The organism is Cellulomonas sp. Root485 (assembly GCF_001426705.1).
GTDB lineage: Bacteria > Actinomycetota > Actinomycetes > Actinomycetales > Cellulomonadaceae > Cellulomonas.
The window spans coordinates 1,807,174-1,824,148 of sequence record NZ_LMFC01000001.1 but is presented as its reverse complement, the minus strand read 5'-3'; the positions used below and the strand labels follow the sequence as shown (position 1 = coordinate 1,824,148).

Genomic DNA, 16,975 nt, shown 5'->3' with positions numbered 1-16,975 from the left:
CCATGGCGACGGCGCTGGTGATCGGTGGCAGCGGGCAGATCGGCCGGGCCGTGGTGCCCGCTCTGCTCGAGGACGGCTGGGACGTGCGCGTCCTGGCCCGGCACGCGGCGGACGTCGGCGGCGCGCAGCTCGTGCTGGGGGACCGCCATGACGCCGACGCGCTGGAGCGGGCGCTGTCCGGTGGTGTGGACGTCCTGGTCGACGTCGTCGCGTACGACGACCGGCAGGCCGCCCCGCTGGTCGAGCGGGCCGACCGGATCGGGTCGGCGGTCGTCGTCTCCAGCGCGGCCGTCTACGTCGACGACGCGGGCGACGGGTTCGAGTCCGAGGAGTTCGGGAGCTTCCCCGTCCCCGTCACGGAGGCCCAGCCGACCGTCGGACCCGGTCGGGACTCCTACGCGACCGGCAAGGTGGCGCTCGAGCAGGCGTGGTCGGGGTCGCCCGTGCCCACCACGGTCCTGCGTCCGGGCGCCATCCACGGCCCGGGGTGCATCCAGCCGCGCGAGTGGACGTTCGTGAAGCGCGTGCTCGACGGTCGCGACGTGCGCGTGCTCGCCTACGACGGGCGCAGCAGGTTCCACACGACCGCGACCTCCGTCCTGGGCGAGCTGGTCCGGCTCTCGGCGCGGCAGCCGGGCGACCGGGTGCTGAACGCCGCCGACCCGGAGGCGCTCACCGTCGCCGAGATCGCCGTCGCCGTCGACGCGGCGATGGGGGTCACGTCGCGCCTGGTCACCGTCGCGGGCGACCCGGTGGACGGCGTCGGGCTGACTCCCTGGGCGGTACCGCGACCCATCGTGCTCGACATGCGGCGTGCGGCGGACGAGCTCGGGTACGTCGCTCCTGGCGGCTACGCGGACACCGTCGGCGCATGCGTCGCGTGGCTGGTGGAGGCGGCGTCGACCCGCGACTGGCGCGAGGCCTTCCCCGGGTTCGTCCGCATGGAGGCGATGGGCGACTTCTTCGCGTACGCCGCCGAGGACGCGTTCCTCGCCCGCACGTCGTGAGGGGCGGACGTCGGACCTGTCGGCGATGATGTCCGCCATGCAGACGACCGATCTCCCCGCCGACAACCCCTTCGGCGTCCCGTCCACCCTGCCCTACGGCCTCCCGGACTTCACCCGGATCCGTGAGGAGCACTACCGCCCGGCCCTGCTCGCGGGGATGGCGCAGCAGCGCGCGGAGGTCGAGGCGATCGCCTCCGACCCCGCCCCGCCGACCGTCGAGAACACGCTCGAGGCGCTCGAACGCTCGGGGCGCCTGCTGGGTCGTGCGGTGGAGAGCTTCTACAACCAGTCCAGCGCCGACTCGACGCCCGGGCTGGAGGCGATCGAGCAGGAGCTGGCACCGCAGTTCTCCGCGCACCTGGACGCGATCTACCTCGACGCCCGGCTGTTCGCCCGGGTCGCCGCGCTGCAGGCCGACGTCGACTCCGGCGCGCTGGAGCTCGAGCCGGACACCGCGTGGCTGCTGCACCGCACCCACACCAAGTTCGTGCGGTCCGGCGTCGGGCTCGACGAGGCGTCGCAGGACCGCCTGCGCGCCCTGAACGCCGAGATCATGAGCCTCGAGGCCGAGTTCGGGCGCCTGCTGCTGGCGGCCACCAACGCGGCCGGGGTCCTGGTCACCGACGAGGACGAGCTGGACGGCCTGCCCGAGGGCGCTCGCGACGCCGCGGCGCTGGCGGCGCGATCCCGTGGCCACGAGCAGGGCTGGTTCCTCGAGCTCGCGCTGCCCACGCAGCAGGCGCCGCTGGCCACGCTGCGCAACCGGAACCTGCGGGAGCGGGTGTTCCGCGCGTCCGCGGGGCGCGGCGCCTCGGGCTCGCACGACACGCGGCCGACGCTCCTGAGCCTGGCCCGCACGCGGGCCGAACGTGCGCAGCTGCTCGGGTACGCGCACCACGCGGAGTACGTCGCGGCCGACGCGACGGCGAAGACCGCGCAGGCCGTCTCGGACATCCTGGAGCGGCTCGCCCCGGTGGCCGTCGCCAACGCCCGCGCCGAGGGTGCCGACCTGGCCGAGGCCCTCGGGCACGACCACTCCGGCGTCCGGCTGGAGCCGTGGGACTGGCAGTTCTACGCCGAGCAGGTCAAGAAGGAGCGGCGCTCGCTGGACGACGCGATCCTGCGCCCCTACCTGGAGCTGGAGCGGGTGCTGGCCGACGGGGTGTTCCGCGCGGCGACCGAGCTCTACGGGCTCACGTTCGCGGAGCGCCACGACCTCGTGGGCTACCACCCGGACGTGCGGGTGTTCGAGGTGTTCGACGCGGACGGCAGCCAGCTCGGCCTGTTCCTCGGCGACTACTGGACGCGCGAGTCCAAGCGCGGCGGTGCGTGGATGAACAACCTCGTGGACCAGTCGACGCTGCTCGACGAGCGTCCCGTCGTGGTCAACAACCTCAACATCCCGAAGCCGCCCGACGGAGAGCCCACGCTGCTGACGTGGGACGAGGTCATCACGCTGTTTCATGAGTTTGGTCATGCAGTCCACGGGCTGCTCTCCGCGGTGAGGTGGCCGTCACAGTCCGGCACCGCCGTCCCGCGGGACTTCGTCGAGTACCCGTCGCAGGTGAACGAGATGTGGGCCTGGGACCCGTCGATCCTGCGCTCGTTCGCGCTGCACCACGAGACGGGCGAGCCCATGCCGTCGGAGTGGGTGGACACGCTGCTGGCGGCCCGTCAGGACGGTGAGGGGTTCGCGACCACCGAGTACCTCGCGGCCGCGCTGCTCGACCAGGCCTGGTACCGGCTGTCGCCCGACGAGGTTCCGACGGACGTCGACGAGGTCGAGGCGTTCGAGGCGGCCGCCCTCCGGCGCGCCGGCGTCGACTACGCCCCGGTCCCGCCGCGCTACCGCACCACCTACTTCAACCACATCTTCGCCAGCGGCTACTCGGCCGGCTACTACTCGTACATCTGGTCGGAGGTCCTCGATGCCGACACGGTCGAGTGGTTCCGGGAGAACGGCGGCCTGGACCGCACCAACGGCGACACCTTCCGGGCGCGGCTGCTGTCGCGCGGCGGGTCGCTCGACCCGATGCAGGCGTTCCGCGACCTGCGCGGACGCGACCCGCTGATCGACCCGCTGCTGGCCCGCCGGGGCCTTGCGGGGGCGGCCACCCGCTGACGGCAGGGGCCGCCCGGAGGCCGGTACGGTGGACGGCATGCCCGTCACCCACCCGGCCTCCGGCGCGCCCGCTTCGCTCTCCGCCCAGGACGAGGTCGTGCAGATCTGTCGCGACCTCATCCGCATCGACACGTCGAACTACGGCGACGACTCCGGGCCGGGGGAGCGGGCGGCGGCCGAGCACGTCATGGGCCTGCTCGCCGACGTGGGGCTCGATCCCGAGCTGTTCGAGAGCGCCCCCGGCCGGGCCAGCGTCGTGGTGCGGCTCGAGGGTGAGGACTCGACGCGTCCCGCGCTGGTGCTGCACGGCCACCTGGACGTCGTGCCGGCGCGGGCGGAGGACTGGTCCGTCGACCCGTTCGGCGCGGAGGAGGTCGACGGCCTGGTCTGGGGCCGCGGTGCCGTGGACATGAAGGACATGGACGCGATGATCCTGTCCGTCGTGCGCCAGATGGCCCGCGAGGGTCGCAAGCCTGCGCGGGACGTCGTCGTCGCGATGTTCGCGGACGAGGAGGCCGGCGGCAGCATGGGTGCGCGGTGGGCGGTCGACCACCGCCCGGAGCTGTTCGAGGGCGCCACCGAGGCGATCAGCGAGGTCGGCGGGTTCTCGGTCGACGTCGACGGCCACCGCGCCTACCTGCTGCAGACCGCGGAGAAGGGCCTGTCGTGGATGCGGCTCGTCGCCGACGGCCGCGCGGGGCACGGCAGCCAGGTCAACGCCGACAACGCCGTGACGCACCTCGCGGAGGCGGTGGCGCGGCTCGGCCGGCACGCCTGGCCCCTGCAGCTCACGCCCACCGTCCGAGCCCTGCTCGACGGGGTTGCCCAGCTCACCGGGCTGCCGTTCGACCCCGAGGACCCTGACGGTGTCGACCGGCTCGTGGCTGCGCTCGGTCCCGCGTCGAAGTTCGTCGGCGCCACGCTGCGCCACACCACCAACCCCACCCAGCTGACCGCGGGCTACAAGGCGAACGTGATCCCCGGCTCGGCGGAGGCGACGGTCGACGGTCGCTACCTGCCCGGCCTCGAGGACGAGTTCGTGCGGTCCGTCGCCGAGCTGGCCGGCGAGCACGTCCGCATCGAGCGGATCCATCACGACACCGCGCTCGAGGTGCCGTTCAGCGGTGACCTCGTCGACCGCATGGTCGAGGCTCTGCTGGCCGAGGACCCCGACGCCACCGTGCTCCCGTACACGCTGTCGGGCGGCACGGACAACAAGTCGCTCTCGCGGCTCGGCATCCGCGGCTACGGCTTCGCACCGCTGCGGCTGCCCGCCGACCTCGACTTCGCCGGCATGTTCCACGGCGTCGACGAGCGCGTGCCGTCGGACGCCCTGCGCTTCGGGACCCGGGTCCTGGACCGGCTCCTGCGGACCTGCTGACTCAGCCGGCACGCACGTCGAGGACGACGCAGCAGCGGTCGGGGTGCGGGTCGAGCCGCACGTCGAGCCCGGCGAGAGTGCTCGATGTCCCGTCGCCCATCTCCTTGACACCACCGGCGATCGTTTCTAGCGTACACAGAACTGTTCAATAGAAACGAGGCCGTGGTGACCGTCACCCTGACCCGACCCGAGGTAGGCGTCGACGCCGCGACACAGGCCGCGCGAGCGTTCCTGGAGGCCCTCGGTGTCCCCTGCGACACCCCCGGCACCGAGCGCAGCCCGCGACGCATGGCCGAGGCGTACGCCGCCATGCTCACGCCCCGGCCGTTCGAGATGACGACGTTCCCGAACGAGGAGGACTACGACGAGCTGGTCGTGGTCCGCTCGATCCCGGTCCAGTCGCTGTGCGAGCACCACCTGCTGCCCTTCGTCGGCGTCGCCCACGTGGGCTACCTGCCGGCGGGCCGGATCCTGGGCCTCTCGAAGTTCGCGCGCGTGGTCGAGATGTTCGCCCGCCGCCCCCAGGTGCAGGAACGCCTCACTCGTCAGGTGGCGGACTGGATCGACGCCGAGCTGGCGCCGAAGGGTGTCGGTGTCGTGGTCGAGGCCGAGCACCTGTGCATGAGCATGCGCGGGGTGCGCGCGGGTGGGGCGGTGACGACGACGTCGGCGCTGTCCGGAGTCCTGCGTGACTCGCCGGCCACCCGCGCCGAGTTCCTCGCCGCGGTGCGTTCCTAGGAGGTCGGCATGGCTGGGACCGTCGTCGTCGGAGCCGGGCTCGCCGCGGCGCACGTCGTCGCGACGCTGCGCGAGCTGGGGTACGCCGAGCCGGTGACCCTCGTCGGGGAGGAGATCGACCGGCCCTACGAACGGCCACCGCTGTCCAAGGCGTACCTGCAGGGGACGACGCCGCGCGAGGAGGTGTTCGTGCACCCGGACGGCTGGTACGCCGACCACGGGATCGGGACGCGGTTCGGCACCGCCGCGACGCGGGTCGACCGGGGTGCGCGCACCGTGGCGCTCGCCGACGGGACCGCGCTCGCCTACGACCACCTGGTGATCGCCACCGGGTCGAGCCCGCGCACCCTGGACGTCCCCGGAGCGGGACTCGGCGGCGTGCACACGCTGCGCCGGCTCGGCGACAGCGACGTCCTGCGCGACGAGCTGGCCGCGCGCTCACGCCTCGTCGTCGCGGGCGGCGGGTGGATCGGCCTCGAGGTCGCGGCCGCCGCCCGGCTGGCGGGGCTCCAGGTCACGGTCCTGGAGTACGCCGCCCAGCCGCTGCTGCGGGTGCTCGGCCCTGAGCTCGGCGCGTTCTTCGCCGACCTGCACCGTCAGCACGGCGTCGACGTCCGCACCGGCGTCGGGGTCGAGGGGTTCGAGGGTTCGGCCGGTCGCGTGACCGGGGTCCGGGTGGGTGGCGAGGTCGTGCCGGCGGACCTGGTGCTGGTCGGCGTCGGCGCAGCACCGAACATCGGTCTCGCCGCGGCATCCGGTCTCGCGGCGGACCCCGCCCGCGGAGTCACGGTCGACGAGCGCCTGCGGACCGCCGATCCGGCGGTGCTCGCGGCGGGGGACGTGGCGTACGCGTACAACACCGCACTCGGGCACAGCCTGCGCGTCGAGCACTGGGACAACGCGATCCGCCAGGGCGCCCTCGCGGCGCGGTCGATCCTGGGCCAGGACGCGGTCCACGACTGGCAGCCGTACTTCTACACCGACCAGTACGACCTCGGCATGGAGTACGTCGGGCACGCCGACGCGGACGACGCGGTCGTGCTCCGGGGTGACCTGCGCACGCGGGAGGTCATCGCGTTCTGGCTGCGCGACGGACGGGTCCGGGCCGCGATGAACGTCAACGTCTGGGACGTCAACGACCAGCTGCGCGCGCTCGTCGGGCGGGAGATCGATCCCCGTCGCCTCGCGCGGCAGGACGTGGCCCTCGACGAGCTCTAGCCCGACGTCTCCGCCAGGGTGCTGCGCACGCGGATGATCTTGCGCCGCAGCCAGACCTTGCGCTCGCCACCCGCGAACAGGAGCGTCCTCGACAGCTCCCAGCGGCCCAGCTCGGCCTGTTCGGTCAGCATCCGGCGTGCGTCGTTGCGGGACGTCGCCGCCGGGATCCGCAGCACCCGGTACTCGTACTGACCGCCTTGCGCGACCCAGTCGGGCCGCTTCGTCCGTGTCTGACCGATTGCCATTCGCCACCCCGTCCCGTGACGGCGCTCGCGCCGCGACGATAGAGAGTCAGAGCCTGGTGCCGGAGAACCTTACGCGCTGCCATTGTGCCCCGTAGACGACTACGGTCGTCGCATGACCGTCGACCCGCGTGCCGCGCTGGACCGCCTGATCGCAGCCCTCGAGGCCCACTACACCGCCGTCGCCGCGCCGCACGGCGAGGACGACCCCGCAGTGGACGACGCGTACGACATCCTGGCCGACGCCTTCGAGGTCTACGACGACGCCCTGGGCACCGTCCACGGCGAGGCCACGCCGTTCTACCTCGCCGAGGAGGACGACGGTGACGACGACGAGGATGACGAGGACGAGGACGACGAGGACTACGACGACGCGGACGTCGACGACCTCGCCGACGAGGCGAGCCGGTAGCTAGTCCTTCCTCCGCGGTACCGGGTGCGGCGTCGTGCCCTGGGCGAGTCCGTCGGTGAGCTGCTCGATCCGGCGCGCACGGGTCTCCGGGCGGACCGCCGTCTGGATGCGGGCCAGGAACGCGAAACGGTTGCGGCCGTCCAGCGCGGCGAAGACGTCAGTGAGGTTGCGGGTGGCCAAGGCGGCGGCGAGGTCGTCGGGCACCACTGCCGTGGCTGGGCTGTCGTAGGCCGCGTCCCAGCGGCCGTCCGCCTGCGCCCTCTCCACCTCGGCCAGGCCGGCCGGCCGCATCCGGCCCTCGGCGGTGAGCCGCTCGATGCGCACGCGGTTGATCTTCGACCAGACGCTCTTCGCGCGGCGCGGAGTGAACCGCTGCACGTACCACTCGTCGTCGAGCCGCCGGGCGATGCCGTCGATCCAGCCGAAGCAGAGCGCCACGTCCACGGCCGTCGTCCAGTCGATCGAGGTGACGCCGGTGCCCTTCTTGGCCATCCGGATCCAGACGTGCGAGGCGGTCGGGGCGTTCTGGCCGAGCCAGGCCTCGAACGCGGTGCCGTCCGCGAAGAACACCGCGTCCGTGTGGTCCATCGACATGGCGGCAGCCTAGAGCTCTGGATGAACGGGCTGTGGTGAGCTCGCGGACGTCGATGGATGGCTCGGCGTCGTCCCGTCGAGGACGAGCTAGAAGCGCTCGGGGTAGCCGAGCGTCGGGGCGCTGACCTCGTCGAGAGCCCGGCGCAGCTCGTCGGGCAGCACGAGGTCCTGCGCCGCGATCGAGGCCCGCAGCTGGGTCGCCGTGCGGGCACCCACGATCGCCGACGCGATCCCACGCCCCTGCACCCATGCGAGCGCGACCTCGAGCGGGGTCCGCTCCAGCCCGGTCGCCGCGGTGGCCACCGCCTCGACGATCGTCGCCGACGCCCGGGCCAGGTACGGCTCGACGAAGCCCGCCAGGTGCGGCGACGCGGCCCGGGAGTCGGCCGGGATGGTCCGGCGGTACTTGCCGGTCAGGACCCCGCGCCCCAGCGGCGACCACGCGAGCACGCCGACCCCGAGCGCGACGGCCGCGGGGACGACCTCGCGCTCGATCCCGCGCTGGAGCAGCGAGTACTCGGCCTCGACCGCGGTGAGGCCGACCTCGCCCTCGAGCAGGCTCGCCGCGCGGGCCACCTGCCAGCCGGCGTGGTTGGCCAGCCCCACGTAGCGGGCGCGCCCGCTGGTGACGGCCAGCCGCAGCGCGGACACCGTCTCGTCGAGCGGGGTGCGCGGGTCCGGCGTCTGGACGAGCCAGAGGTCGACGTGGTCGGTCCGTAGGCGCCGCAGCGAGCCGTCCAGCGACGCCAGGAGGCCGCCGCGCGAGGCGTCGACCACCCCGCCGTTGCTGGTGCGCCGGACGCCTGCCTTGGTGCACAGGACGACGTCGTCGCGCGGGACGACGTCGCCGAGCAGCTCGCCGAGGAGCTCCTCGGCGCCACCGTCGGCGTAGGAGGCGGACGTGTCCACCAGCGTCCCGCCGGCGTCCGTGAAGTCCCTCAGCTGCTCGGTCGCGTCGTGCTCGTCGGTGTCGCGGCTCCAGGTCATCGTGCCGAGCCCGAGCCGGGAGACCCGCAGACCCGTGCGGCCCAGGTGGCGCTGTTCCATGAGGCGCAACACTAATCGGCGCGGCCACGTCCTCTGCGGCAACGCACCCCGGCTATCGTGTCCGCTCGTGACAGAGGCGATGGGACTGGGTGAAGCGATCCTCTTGGGGCTCGTGCAGGGTCTGACCGAGTTCCTCCCGGTGTCGTCGAGCGCGCACCTGCGGATCATCGGCGACCTGTTCGGCTCCGACCCGGGCGCCGCGTTCACGGCGATCACCCAGCTCGGCACCGAGACCGCGGTGATCCTCTACTTCCGGCGGGACATCGCGCGCATCGCCACCGCCTGGTGGCGGTCGGTCCGAGGTGACCACGGCACGGACTGGCGCGCTCGCCTGGGGATGCCGCTGGGGCGGTCCGACCACGACACGCTCATGGCGTGGTTCATCGCGCTCGGCTCGCTCCCGATCGTCATCCTCGGGCTGGCGTTCCAGGACGCCATCGAGCAGACGTTCCGCAACCTGTGGCTCGTCGCGCTGACGCTCGCGGGCTTCGCGCTCGTGCTCGGCTGGGCGGACAGCCGGGGAGCCAAGCAGCGGGAGCTCACCGAGCTGACCGGCCGGCACGCGATCCAGTTCGGGTTCTGGCAGGCGCTCGCCCTGGTCCCCGGCGTCTCGCGGTCCGGCGGCACCATCACCGGCGGGCTCCTCATGGGCTACACGCGGGAGGCCGCCGCGCGGTACTCGTTCCTGCTGGCCATCCCCGCCGTGTTCGGGTCGGGGCTGTTCCAGCTGGCCAAGAGCGTCGACGACTTCGGCAAGGGCGGCACCCCGGGCTTCGGCGCGACGCTGGTGGCGACGCTGGTCGCGTTCGTCGTCGGCTACCTCGTCATCATCGTGTTCCTGAAGATCGTCTCGACGTTCAGCTACAAGCCGTTCGTGTACTACCGGCTCGGCCTGGCCGCGCTCGTCGTGATCCTGCTGCTCACCGGCGTCCTGGACGCGAACAGCGCACCCGTCACGACATAGCTCAGAGCCAGCCGGACCGACGGAACAGCCGGTACAGCGAGTAGCACACGGCACCCATCGCGGCGATCGCCAGCGGGTACCCGTACGTCCAGGTCAGCTCGGGCATGTGCTCGAAGTTCATGCCGTAGATGCTGGCGACCAGCGTGGGCGCGGCGGCGATGGCCGCCCACGACGAGATCTTGCGGACGTCCTCGTTCTGCCGCACCGAGACCTGCGACAGGTGCACCGAGAGCATGTCGCTGAGCAGGTCGTCGTACCCGTCCAGGTGCTTGTCCAGGCGGTCGACCCACGCCTCGGCCCGGCGCAGCCACGGCTGCGAGCGCTTGCGGCCGGGTCCCTCCTCGGCCTCCGCCATCAGCTCGGGCAGGACGGACGTGACCGGGCTGAGCGCCCGGCGCGCCTCGGCGATCTCGCGCTTGAGGTCGTAGATCTCCTCGAGCGGGTTGCGGTGCCGAGCCGTCGAGAACACGAGCCGTTCGGCGTCGGCGACGGCGTCCCCGAGGCCGATCTCGACGTCGGAGGCCTCCGCGACGAGCGTGAGCACGACGACGGCGAGGACCTGGTGGACGCCCTGGTCGGGGACCGGGAACCCGCCCGTCAGCTTGGCGACGGCGTGGTCGAGCACGTGCGCGTCGCCCAGCTCCGCCATGAGGACCACGTCCTTGCCGACGACGCTGGTCAGGGCACCGGTGTGCACGTCGTGCGTGGCCTCGTCGTAGGACAGGGTCGGCGTCGTCAGGATGAGCTCGCCGTCGGGGGAGCGGTCGAGGCGGGCACGCTGCGCGTGGTTCGGGTCGTGCGGGTGGGCGCCGGGGATGCGGTGCTCGAGGAGCGTGATCGCGCGGTCGCTGATGCCGTGCCGGCGCGCAGCGTCGGCCAGGTCGTCCATCGAGTCCACGACCACCCAGCGGGCCCCGCGGGACCGGGCCCCGTCCTGCGCGAGCTCCCACCCGTCGGACGTCTCCACGCAGACACGCTCGTGGTGGTCGTCGGTCGTTGTCTGGTGCGTCACCTGGGCATTGTGGACCTCGCGACGCGGTTAGGCTTCCGGCGTGCTCACCTGGCCGCCCCCGTACATCCCGCAGCTCCCCGGACAGGGCCTCCCGGTCCAGGTGAGGGACTCCTCGACGGACCAGCTGGTCCTTGCCGCGGCGGGGCCGGACGCGACGCTCTACGTCTGCGGGATCACGCCGTACGACGCCACGCACCTCGGCCACGCCGCGACCTACGTCGCGTTCGACATCCTCGGTCGAGCGTGGCGCGACGCCGGCCTGCGGGTCCGGTACGCGTCGAACGTCACGGACGTCGACGACCCGCTGCTGGAGCGTGCCGCGTCCCTCGGCATCGACTGGCGTGACCTCGCGGCCGAGCAGACCCAGCTGTACGCCGAGGACATGACCGCGCTGGCCGTGATCCCGCCCGACGTCTACTCCGGCGTGGTCGAGGTCATCCCCGCGGTCGTGGAGGCCGTCGAGGTGCTCCTCGCCGCCGGCGCCGCGTACCGCGTCCCGTCGCCCGATGCGCTCGCCGACGACGGCCTGGGAGACGTCTACGCCGACCTCACCGCCGACATCGACTTCGGTGCGGTCGCCGGCCTCGACGACGACACGATGCGCTGCCTGTCCGCGGAGCGCGGGGGGGACCCCGGGCGCGCGGGCAAGCGGGCACCGCTCGACCCGCTGCTGTGGCGCCGGGAGCGGGCCGGCGAGCCCGCCTGGGACGGCGGGTCGCTCGGACGCGGGCGTCCGGGCTGGCACATCGAGTGCGCGGTGATCGCGCGCGACGCGCTCGGGCTGCCCTTCGACGTCGAGGGCGGCGGGTCGGACCTGCAGTTCCCGCACCACGAGATGAGCACGTCGCACGCCCGGCTGCTCGACCAGGGTCGCGGCGCGCGGGTCCACCTGCACACCGGCATGGTCGGGCTCGACGGCCACAAGATGAGCAAGTCGCTCGGCAACCTCGTGCTCGTCTCCCGCCTGCGCGAGCAGGGCGTGGACCCGATGGCCGTCCGCCTTGCCATCCTCGCGCACCGCTACCGCGACGACTGGGACTGGACCGACGGGGGCCTGCACGCCGCGCAGGAGCGTCTGGAGCACTGGCGTGCGGCGGTCTCCGGCAACGGGGGCCCGGACGCCGACTCCACCCTGGCAGCCGTGCGCGCGGCGCTCGCCGACGACCTGGACACGCCCGCCGCTCTGGCCGCGATCGATGCCTGGGCGGACCTGTCCCTGGCCGGCACGGCCGACCCCGTGGAGGGTGCCCCCGGCGTCATCGGTCGCACCCTCGACGCCCTCCTGGGCATCCGCCTCTAGCGGGTCAGCCGCCGGTGCCCTTGTCGCGGCGGCGCAGGTAGCGCTCGAACTCCTGGGCGATGGCCTCGCCGCTCGCCTCCGGCAGGTCGGCCGTGTCCTTGGCCTCCTCGAGCTGGTGCACGTACTCGCCGATCTCGGCGTCCTCCGCGGCCAGCTCGTCGACACCGTGCTGCCAGGCGGCCGAGTCGTCGGGGAGCTCGCCCAGCGGGACCGGTTCGCCGAGGAGCTGCTCGATGCGGTGCAGGATCGCGAGCGTGGCCTTCGGCGAGGGCGGGTGCGCGACATAGTGCGGGACCGCCGCCCACAGGGACATCGCCCGCATCCCGCGCGCCGCAGCCTCGTGCTGGAGCACGCCGACGATGCCGGTCGGCCCCTCGTAGGTGTTCGGCTCGAGCCGGAGGTCGTCCCGGATACCCGCGTCCTCGCTCGTCGTGTTCACCGGGATGGGTCGCGTGTGGGGCACGTCCGCCAGCAGTGCGCCGACGGTCACGACCGTGTCCACGCCGAGGCCGGCGGCGATGTCCAGCAGCTCGGTGCAGTACCGGCGCCACCGCATCGAGGGCTCGATGCCGTGCACCAGGACCACGCGCCGCCCGCTCACCGGGGCGGTCGCGACGGCCACCGCGGTCGTCGGCCAGGTGATCTCCCGGCGCCCGTCGGGACCGGGACCGACCACCGGCCGGTTGACCTGGAAGTCGTGGTACTCCTCGGGGTCCAGCTCGTCCACCTGCTCGGCGTCCCAGACCTCGTGCAGGTGCTCGAGGGCCTGCGTGGCGGCCGAGCCCGCGTCGTTCCACCCCTCGAACGCCGCGAGCAGCACGGTCTCGCGGGCGGGGAGGTCGGCCGAGGAGGTCTCGCTCATCGGCCCAGCGTAAGGCGCCGGATCGTGGCGGCCGCGGACGGGCCGCCCGCGCGCGTCGGGAGTCACGGCCGGGGGAGCGTCACCGGCGTGTCCGCGCCGGCTCGTACGATGGACCGATGCCCAGCGCCTTCACCGACCTCGTCGCGCCGTCCGCCGTCCTGTGGGACATGGACGGCACCCTGATCGACACCGAGCCCTACTGGATGGGCGCCGAGACGGAGCTGGTCGAGGCCCACGGCGGTGTCTGGACCCGGCAGGACGGGCTGGCGATGGTGGGCAACCCGATGTCGGTGTGCGCCGCGACCCTGCGGTCGCGCGGGGTCGACCTGCCGGACGAGGAGATCGCCGACTTCCTGAACGGCCGCGTCGCGGAGGGAGTCGCCGCGGGGATCCCGTGGCAGCAGGGTGCGCAGGAGATCCTCGCCGCGCTCCACGAGGCCGGGGTGCCGATGGCGCTGGTCACGTCCTCGTTCCGGCGGCTCGCCGAGCCGTTCGCGGACGCCGTCGGCCTGTTCGACGTCGTCGTCAGCGGCGACGACGTGACCCGGCCGAAGCCCGACCCGGAGCCGTACGTCACGGCGGCGCGGCTGCTCGGTGTCGACGTCACCGACTGCGTGGCCGTCGAGGACTCGCACTCGGGGATCGCGTCCGCCGTCGCGTCGGGCGCCCACGTCGTGGCGGTCGAGGTGATGCAGGCGCTCGCGCCGCGGCCCGGCCTGAGCCGCGTGGCGTCGCTCGCGGACCTCTCCCTGACGGACGTCGCACGCATCGCAGGCGGTGCGGTGCTGGACCTGCGCCGCGCCAGCTGACGCGTCCGGGCCTCAGGCGGCGGGCACGACCCCGATCGATCGCTCGACGGCACCCTCGGGGATCTCGGGCGGTGTTCCGCCGAACGCCGGGCACAGGGCCTTGAACGAGCACCAGTCGCACAGCTTCGAGGTGCGCGGTCGCCAGTCGCCGGACCGGGCCGCGTCCTCGATACCGCCCCAGATGGAGCGCACCCGCGCCTCGACGGTCGCCATCTCCGCCTCGGTCGGCTCGTGGGTGAGGATGACGCCGTCGCCCAGGTACTCGAGCTGGAGGCGCTTCGGGAGCACGCCCCGGGTGCGCCAGATCACGTACGCGTAGAAGCGCATCTGGAACAGCGCCGAGCTCTCGTACCCGGCCCGGGGTGAGCGGCCGGTCTTGTAGTCGACCACGCGCACCCACCCGTTGGGCGCGACGTCGACCCGGTCGATGATGCCGCGGAGCTGCGGGCCACCCTCGTCGAGCTCGGTGGAGACGAGCAGCTCACGCTCCCGGGGCTCGATGCGTGTCGGGTCCTCGAGCGTGAAGTACGTGCCGAGCAGCGCTTCTGCGCTGGTCAGCCACTCGGCGAGCTCCGTCGGTCCGGCGAACAGCTCGCCGATCGCGGGGGAGCGCTCGAGCAGCGTGGCCCACTGGTCGGGCAGCAGCGCGTGCGCCGCCGCCAGGGTCCGCTCGGACGCCGGCAGGTCGAAGAGGTGCTCCAGGACGGCGTGCACCAGCGTGCCGCGCGCGGCGGCCGAGCTGGGCGGCTCGGGGAGCCGGTCGATCACGCGGAAGCGGAACAGCTGCGGGCACTGCAGGAAGTCGTTCGCCCGCGACGGGGAGAGCCCGGGGCGCGACGGGGGACGAGCCTTCGCGGCCGCCTCGACCGCGACCTCGACCGCCTCTTCCACCGCGTCGTCGGCGAGGGTGGCCGACGGGAGGTCGGGGGTGTCCTGGTCGAGGTGCTGCACTGTCACGTGTCGAGCGTAGGCGGGGGCGCCCACACGACCGACCAGCGACCCACCTACTCTGGACCGGTGAGCGCCTCCCGACCCCCGGCACGACGATCCTCCGGCTGGGTGATCGGCCGCGCGGTCGGCGCCCCGATCATCCTGGCCCCCAGCTGGCTCATCGCCGCGGTGGTGCTCACCCTGATCTTCGCCCCGACGATCCGCGCCCGGGCGGACCTCGGTGCGCTGGTGTACGTCGTCGCGCTGGGCTTCGTGGTCCTGCTGTTCGCCTCCGTGCTGGTGCACGAGCTCGCGCACGGCCTCATGGCCCGCGCGCGAGGGCAGCAGCCGCGCGAGTTCGTGCTCACGCTGTGGGGCGGGCACACCGCGTTCGGGGGCGCGACGCCGACGCCCGCCAGCAGCGCGCTCATCGCGGTGGTCGGCCCGATCGCCAACCTCCTGCTCGCGGCCGTGTTCCTCGCGGTCGCACAGGGCGTCGAGACGAACAGCCTCGTCGGGCTGCTGGTCTGGTCCGGGTGCCTGACCAACGCGTTCGTCGGCCTGTTCAACCTGGTGCCCGGCCTGCCGCTCGACGGCGGGTTCCTGCTCGAGGCGGCCGTGTGGGCGGTCACCAAGAACCGTCACACGGGGACCGTGGCCGCCGGGTGGGTGGGGCGCGTCGTCGCCGTCGCCGTGTTCGCGTGGGCGCTCGTGCTGCCGCTGGTGCAGGGCAGGCAGCCGGAGATCTACGACGTCGTCTGGGCCGCGCTCATCGGGGCGTTCCTCTGGTCGGGCGCCTCGGCGGCGGTCCGCGGCGGCCGCACCCAGAAGGCCGTCGGCCTCCTGACGGTGGCCTCCGTCGGTCGCCGGGCGACGGGGGTCGGGCACACCGAGTCCCTCGCACACGCCGGGGCGCTGGCAGCCGCGGCGGGTGCCGAGGAGGTCGTCATCCTGTCGCCCGACGGCCGGCCCGCCGCGTACGTCGACCGTGCCGCGGCGGCCTCGGTGCCCGCCGACGCGGCAGGCACCACGCCGGTGACCGCCGTCGCCGTCCCCCTGCCCGGCGGTGCGGTCGTCGACGGGCTGCTCACGGGGCAGCAGCTGGTGGCCGCCGTCGGCCGCGCCACCGAGCACTCCCCGGTCGTGGTGGCTGTCGTGGACGGTCGCGTGGTCGGCCTGATCCGCGCGATGGACGTCGTGGCCGCCATCCGCTCCTAGACTCGGGCACCGTGAACCCCGACCAGACGTCCACCGGGGCCGCGCAGCGCCGCGGCCTCTTCCGTGCGGGCGACCGCGTGCAGCTCACCGACCCGCGCGGCCGGCTGCACACGATCACGCTCGCCGAGGGCGCGTCGTTCCACACGCACCGCGGCTACCTCAACCACGACCAGCTCCTCGGCGCGCCCGAGGGGTCCGTCGTGCGGAACACGGCCGGCATCGAGTACCTCGCGGTGCGCCCGCTGCTCGCCGACTACGTGCTGTCCATGCCGCGCGGTGCCGCCGTCGTCTACCCCAAGGACTCCGGCCAGATCGTCGCGATGGCGGACATCTACCCCGGCGCCCGCGTCATCGAGGCCGGCGTCGGGTCCGGCGCGCTGACCATGTCGCTGCTGCGCGCGGTCGGCGACGGCGGCTCGCTGCACTCCATCGAGCGGCGTGAGGACTTCGCCGCGATCGCCCGCGGCAACGTCGAGGGGTTCTTCGGCGGACCGCACCCGGCGTGGCAGCTGTCCGTCGGCGACCTCTCGGACGTCCTGCCGACCGTGGCGGAGCCGGGCAGCGTGGACCGGGTCGTGCTCGACATGCTCGCACCGTGGGAGAACCTCGACGCCGTCGCCGAGGCGCTCGCACCCGGCGGCGTCTTCATCTCCTACGTCGCGACGACGACTCAGCTGTCCCGGCTGGCCGAGGACATCCGCACCGACGGCCGCTACACCGAGCCCGAGGCGTGGGAGTCGATGGTGCGCGGCTGGCACCTCGAGGGTCTCGCCGTGCGGCCGCAGCACCGGATGATCGGGCACACCGGTTTCCTGCTCACCACGCGCCGCCTCGCGGACGGTGTCGAGGCGCCGCAGCGTCGTCGCCGGCCCGCCAAGGGCGCGTACCCCGTGGCCCCCGACGGTGCTCCCGCGGTGGACGACTCCGAGCTCTGGTCGCCCGAGGCCATGGGAGAGCGGCTCGTCTCCGACAAGAAGCTGCGCCGGGCGCGCCGCGACGTCGGCCAGGCGCCGACGCCTCCGACGCCGTCCGCCTGAGGTCGATGTCCGCTGGTCGAGAACGGCTGCGCGCGTCGGACGCCGTGTGTTGACACTGGTGGTTAGGGTCGTCGGACCAGCA

General features: G+C 73.4%; 17 protein-coding genes. 11 read left to right on the top strand and 6 right to left on the bottom strand.

Features of this window, described 5'->3' with window-relative positions:
* The first annotated feature begins 2 nt into the window (after positions 1-2).
* From ASD16_RS08335 to ASD16_RS08315, 5 genes are all read left to right on the top strand, one after another.
* A complete protein-coding gene (locus tag ASD16_RS08335; RefSeq protein ID WP_157453822.1) occupies positions 3-1,007 on the top strand; it encodes an NAD(P)-dependent oxidoreductase in 1,005 nt (334 codons plus the stop codon).
* 37 nt (positions 1,008-1,044) lie between these two features.
* The gene (locus tag ASD16_RS08330; RefSeq protein ID WP_055915920.1) at positions 1,045-3,129 is read left to right on the top strand and encodes a M3 family metallopeptidase; all 2,085 of its coding nucleotides are present in this window, start codon (positions 1,045-1,047) and stop codon (positions 3,127-3,129) included.
* Between the two features lie 37 nt (positions 3,130-3,166).
* On the top strand, positions 3,167-4,510 hold the full coding sequence (locus ASD16_RS08325) for a M20/M25/M40 family metallo-hydrolase (protein ID WP_055915281.1): 1,344 nt from the start codon (positions 3,167-3,169) through the stop codon (positions 4,508-4,510).
* Positions 4,511-4,672: 162 nt separating this feature from the next.
* Positions 4,673-5,248 carry a GTP cyclohydrolase I FolE gene (gene folE / locus ASD16_RS08320; protein WP_055915278.1) on the top strand — a complete coding sequence of 192 codons (576 nt, stop codon included), beginning with the start codon at positions 4,673-4,675 and terminating at the stop codon, positions 5,246-5,248.
* Between the two features lie 9 nt (positions 5,249-5,257).
* Complete coding sequence (locus ASD16_RS08315; RefSeq protein ID WP_055915275.1) at positions 5,258-6,466, top strand: NAD(P)/FAD-dependent oxidoreductase; 1,209 nt, start codon at positions 5,258-5,260, stop codon at positions 6,464-6,466.
* Here ASD16_RS08315 and ASD16_RS08310 read toward each other — a convergent pair.
* Positions 6,463-6,711: a DUF5703 family protein gene (locus ASD16_RS08310; protein ID WP_055915272.1), complete on the bottom strand. Its 249-nt coding sequence runs from the start codon at positions 6,709-6,711 to the stop codon at positions 6,463-6,465. The two genes, ASD16_RS08315 and ASD16_RS08310, sit on opposite strands and share 4 nt — an antisense overlap.
* A gap of 112 nt (positions 6,712-6,823) precedes the next feature.
* Between ASD16_RS08310 and ASD16_RS08305 the strand changes: the two genes are divergently transcribed.
* On the top strand, positions 6,824-7,120 hold the full coding sequence (locus ASD16_RS08305) for a hypothetical protein (protein WP_055915270.1): 297 nt from the start codon (positions 6,824-6,826) through the stop codon (positions 7,118-7,120).
* On the opposite strand, the gene ASD16_RS08300 is transcribed toward ASD16_RS08305, so the two are convergent.
* On the bottom strand, positions 7,121-7,714 hold the full coding sequence (locus tag ASD16_RS08300) for a YdeI family protein (RefSeq protein ID WP_055915267.1): 594 nt from the start codon (positions 7,712-7,714) through the stop codon (positions 7,121-7,123).
* Between the two features lie 87 nt (positions 7,715-7,801).
* Positions 7,802-8,761 (bottom strand): aldo/keto reductase, encoded by a 960-nt coding sequence (locus ASD16_RS08295; RefSeq protein ID WP_055915264.1) that lies wholly within the window; start codon positions 8,759-8,761, stop codon positions 7,802-7,804.
* A gap of 79 nt (positions 8,762-8,840) precedes the next feature.
* Between ASD16_RS08295 and ASD16_RS08290 the strand changes: the two genes are divergently transcribed.
* A complete protein-coding gene (locus tag ASD16_RS08290) occupies positions 8,841-9,725 on the top strand; it encodes an undecaprenyl-diphosphate phosphatase (protein WP_055915262.1) in 885 nt (294 codons plus the stop codon).
* A gap of 1 nt (position 9,726) precedes the next feature.
* On the opposite strand, the gene ASD16_RS08285 is transcribed toward ASD16_RS08290, so the two are convergent.
* The gene (locus tag ASD16_RS08285) at positions 9,727-10,737 is read right to left on the bottom strand and encodes a CorA family divalent cation transporter (protein WP_235523172.1); all 1,011 of its coding nucleotides are present in this window, start codon (positions 10,735-10,737) and stop codon (positions 9,727-9,729) included.
* Positions 10,738-10,777: 40 nt separating this feature from the next.
* On the opposite strand from ASD16_RS08285, the gene mshC reads away from it, so the two are divergent.
* Positions 10,778-12,037: a cysteine--1-D-myo-inosityl 2-amino-2-deoxy-alpha-D-glucopyranoside ligase gene (mshC, locus tag ASD16_RS08280; protein ID WP_055915259.1), complete on the top strand. Its 1,260-nt coding sequence runs from the start codon at positions 10,778-10,780 to the stop codon at positions 12,035-12,037.
* A gap of 4 nt (positions 12,038-12,041) precedes the next feature.
* Here mshC and ASD16_RS08275 read toward each other — a convergent pair whose 3' ends face one another.
* Entirely contained in the window at positions 12,042-12,899 is an 858-nt protein-coding gene (locus tag ASD16_RS08275; RefSeq protein ID WP_055915256.1) for a PAC2 family protein, read from the bottom strand.
* Between the two features lie 116 nt (positions 12,900-13,015).
* Here ASD16_RS08275 and ASD16_RS08270 point away from each other — a divergent pair, with 116 nt between their 5' ends.
* Complete coding sequence (locus tag ASD16_RS08270; RefSeq protein ID WP_055915253.1) at positions 13,016-13,708, top strand: HAD family phosphatase; 693 nt, start codon at positions 13,016-13,018, stop codon at positions 13,706-13,708.
* A gap of 12 nt (positions 13,709-13,720) precedes the next feature.
* On the opposite strand, the gene ASD16_RS08265 is transcribed toward ASD16_RS08270, so the two are convergent.
* On the bottom strand, positions 13,721-14,659 hold the full coding sequence (locus tag ASD16_RS08265) for a RecB family exonuclease (RefSeq protein WP_369817948.1): 939 nt from the start codon (positions 14,657-14,659) through the stop codon (positions 13,721-13,723).
* A 66-nt stretch (positions 14,660-14,725) separates the two neighbouring features.
* Between ASD16_RS08265 and ASD16_RS08260 the strand changes: the two genes are divergently transcribed.
* Positions 14,726-15,856: a site-2 protease family protein gene (locus ASD16_RS08260; RefSeq protein WP_055915251.1), complete on the top strand. Its 1,131-nt coding sequence runs from the start codon at positions 14,726-14,728 to the stop codon at positions 15,854-15,856.
* Between the two features lie 11 nt (positions 15,857-15,867).
* Positions 15,868-16,893: a tRNA (adenine-N1)-methyltransferase gene (locus ASD16_RS08255; protein ID WP_055915248.1), complete on the top strand. Its 1,026-nt coding sequence runs from the start codon at positions 15,868-15,870 to the stop codon at positions 16,891-16,893.
* The last annotated feature ends 82 nt before the right edge of the window (positions 16,894-16,975 follow it).

What these genes read in the sequence shown, in the direction of transcription:
- ASD16_RS08310 (WP_055915272.1), bottom strand. Translation starts at nt 6,711, where the DNA reads ATGGCAATCGGTCAGACACGGACGAAGCGGCCCGACTGGGTCGCGCAA.
- ASD16_RS08270 (WP_055915253.1), top strand. Translation starts at nt 13,016, where the DNA reads ATGCCCAGCGCCTTCACCGACCTCGTCGCGCCGTCCGCCGTCCTGTGG.
- ASD16_RS08300 (WP_055915267.1), bottom strand. Translation starts at nt 7,714, where the DNA reads ATGTCGATGGACCACACGGACGCGGTGTTCTTCGCGGACGGCACCGCG.
- ASD16_RS08275 (WP_055915256.1), bottom strand. Translation starts at nt 12,899, where the DNA reads ATGAGCGAGACCTCCTCGGCCGACCTCCCCGCCCGCGAGACCGTGCTG.
- ASD16_RS08315 (WP_055915275.1), top strand. Translation starts at nt 5,258, where the DNA reads ATGGCTGGGACCGTCGTCGTCGGAGCCGGGCTCGCCGCGGCGCACGTC.
- ASD16_RS08330 (WP_055915920.1), top strand. Translation starts at nt 1,045, where the DNA reads ATGCAGACGACCGATCTCCCCGCCGACAACCCCTTCGGCGTCCCGTCC.
- ASD16_RS08335 (WP_157453822.1), top strand. Translation starts at nt 3, where the DNA reads ATGGCGACGGCGCTGGTGATCGGTGGCAGCGGGCAGATCGGCCGGGCC.
- ASD16_RS08305 (WP_055915270.1), top strand. Translation starts at nt 6,824, where the DNA reads ATGACCGTCGACCCGCGTGCCGCGCTGGACCGCCTGATCGCAGCCCTC.
- ASD16_RS08325 (WP_055915281.1), top strand. Translation starts at nt 3,167, where the DNA reads ATGCCCGTCACCCACCCGGCCTCCGGCGCGCCCGCTTCGCTCTCCGCC.
- ASD16_RS08290 (WP_055915262.1), top strand. Translation starts at nt 8,841, where the DNA reads ATGGGACTGGGTGAAGCGATCCTCTTGGGGCTCGTGCAGGGTCTGACC.
- ASD16_RS08295 (WP_055915264.1), bottom strand. Translation starts at nt 8,761, where the DNA reads ATGGAACAGCGCCACCTGGGCCGCACGGGTCTGCGGGTCTCCCGGCTC.